Raw genomic sequence first — 2,539 nt, forward strand, 5'->3', positions numbered from 1 at the left:
GACGTCGCCGGCGTACGCATGCGAAAGCAGTTCGATGTGAATCATGGCGTTCCCTCCTGAGCTGTTGGAGCCCGATCCGTTGGGGCTAACGGCATCGGACATGATCAAACCGAGGTGGAGGATCGAGTGTTGTGGCCTTCAAATGGCATCCGGCTCTCCGCGGGCTGACAATTAGATGACTCCGTTGCGTGCCAGAGATTCGACGTCCAGAAGATTCAGGCAGTCTGTTTTAGCAGGAGGTTCCGAGCATCGTCAGGTGGCTCTGTCCACTCGATAAATCGTTGCCAAAGCTCTTTCGGGGTAGACGAGGAGAGGTCCTTGGTGGCCCGTTCCATCAGCACAGCGCAGTAGATAGCCACCTTGATCCAGCCCAGGTCGAGGAGTAGATCACTACGGGCGGGTTCACACGGCCACGCCTGTCCGTCGTAGCTGCAAAGCCAGGTCGGGAACCGCACCTGGTGCGCTTGCCGGCTGAGTCGCTCGATCACGTCAAGATCGCCGACGGCGGCCCAGAGTAGCGCCTCGGGAAGCGGTTGCATTCCGTTTATCCAGTCGTTGCGGTGGGTCGCCCGACCGGACTCACCGATCGATGCGGCACCGAGGCGCTCGGCCCTGGAATTGGACCCTTCGGTGTGAAACTGAACCATTGCTCGCCTCGCTCGAGAAGGTGCTGAGCAGATAGATGGCATCCGTCGATGTGGATGACGATCCCACTCAGCAATGGACGAAGAAAGCCGTGAAGGCGATCATTTTCGCCGATCTCGGATGTCATCGGTCCGGGTGATCGGCTCGACCGATCACCCGTTCCACTAGTCCTCGACGAGGGCTACCCTTCGGCTACGAACCCTGACGGTATGGAGTTTCCGTGAATACGACTCGGTCCGACGGTGGCCCACCGCCGCCGACAACGTGGGAGAGCCCGGAGATGCGCCGGGCGCTGCGCGACCACGACCTGGCGTGGGTGTTCCACAAGCTGAAGTGCTGCGGCTACACCCAGCGGAACATCGGCGAACTGACCCGGCAGTCCCAATCGGAGATCTCCGACATCATGGGCGGCCGCGAGGTATTGGCCTACAGCGTGCTCCAGCGCATCGCCGATGGCCTGCGAATCCCTCGCGGCTACATGGGCCTGGGCAACTACGACCATGACGAGCACACCCCGGTCGAGGACGCGCTCACCGTCGGGGCCACTACGATCGACGAGGCCGAGCAGATTCGGAAGGCGCTCAAACACGCAGCCGAGGTGATGATGGGAACCTCGCTGCCGGAGGCCGCACGATGGTGGCAGCCGCTCACCGAGCCCCGCACCCCGGTCCCGGACAATATCGGGGACGGAGATGTCGACAACCTGGAGTACCTCACCCGGGTTCTGCGGGCAGTGGACTACCAGAACGGCGGCGGGGCATGCCGCGAGGCGGTAATCGCGCAGACCGCGCACGCCCGGGCGATGATGCACTCCGATTGCACTGACGAGGTCCGGCGACGCATCCAGCTCGCCGTTGCCGATCTGCATAACCTCGCCGGGTGGACGTCGTTCGACGTCGGCCTGCACGGCAACGCCCGGCTGCACTTCTCGCTCGCCCTCGAGCAGGCCAAGGCAACCGACAGCCTGTCCCTGGCGGCGAACATCCTCTACCGGCAGGGCCGGGTCCACCTACATCGTGGATTCCTGGACCAGGCCCTGCGGTTCTTGCAGCTCGGTCAGCTCGCAGCCCAGGACGCCGACGACCCGCTGACGGTGGCCATGCTGCATGCCAACCTCGGCTGGACCCACGCCATGATGGGCAACGGCAGCAAAGCCGTCAGCGCGCTGGGCCGGGCCAAGGACGAGTTCGTCCGTGGGGAGGACAACCTCCCCGCCTGGGTGGCGTTCTTCGGAGCAGCAGACCTGTCCGCACTCACCGGGATGGTGTACAGCCTGCTGCCCGGTGACAAGAACGTGGACAAGGCGATCACCTGCCTGACGGCCAGCATTAAGGCCCGCGGTGAGGGCACGGCCCGCAGCACGATTTTCGAGCTAACCGCTCTCGGCGCTGCGAAGCTTAACGTCGGAGACTGTACGGGCGGGGTTGCCGATGGTAGCCGTGCTGTGGTGCTAGCCGAACAGGTTCGGTCGGTACGCACAATCGACCGCCTTCGCCCGCTATTGCTCGCCGCGCAGGAGCACCCTGATGACGATGGCGCCTCAGAACTCGCAGGTCGCATTGCTACCCTCCAGGGAGGATGACAAGCAGGACATCACCGCCCGGCGCGCGGATCACGGATGAGCGGCTGCACGCCGTGCTTGCCGGCGTGCAGACAATAGCTGGCGTCGATGTGACCGGCGCGCAGCTGATCAAGTTCACCAACAACGCGGTCTTCGCCCTACCGGCCGCTGGCGTGGTCGTGCGGATCGCCGCATCGGCGACGATGGCCGACCGGGTTGACAAGGTCATTCGGATTGCCCGTTGGCTTGAGCAAGGTGACGTGCCAGCAGTTCGGCTCCTCGACTTGGACCAGCCGCTGACCATCGACGGCCTGCACGTCACTCTGTGGGACG

Annotated in this window: 2 protein-coding genes and 1 pseudogene; 2 read left to right on the top strand and 1 reads right to left on the bottom strand. The window is 64.0% G+C overall.

Annotation, left to right across the window (positions count from 1 at the left end):
* Positions 1-215: 215 nt before the first annotated feature.
* Positions 216-647 (bottom strand): hypothetical protein, encoded by a 432-nt coding sequence (locus DMB66_RS59605; RefSeq protein ID WP_125812676.1) that lies wholly within the window; start codon positions 645-647, stop codon positions 216-218.
* A gap of 278 nt (positions 648-925) precedes the next feature.
* Between DMB66_RS59605 and DMB66_RS59610 the strand changes: the two genes are divergently transcribed.
* Together DMB66_RS59610 and DMB66_RS59615 are read left to right on the top strand one after the other, a co-directional pair.
* Entirely contained in the window at positions 926-2,227 is a 1,302-nt protein-coding gene (locus tag DMB66_RS59610) for a tetratricopeptide repeat protein (RefSeq protein WP_125812677.1), read from the top strand.
* An 89-nt stretch (positions 2,228-2,316) separates the two neighbouring features.
* A pseudogene (locus tag DMB66_RS59615) lies at positions 2,317-2,539 on the top strand (aminoglycoside phosphotransferase); the annotation flags it as partial.

This window comes from Actinoplanes sp. ATCC 53533 (assembly GCF_003947245.1).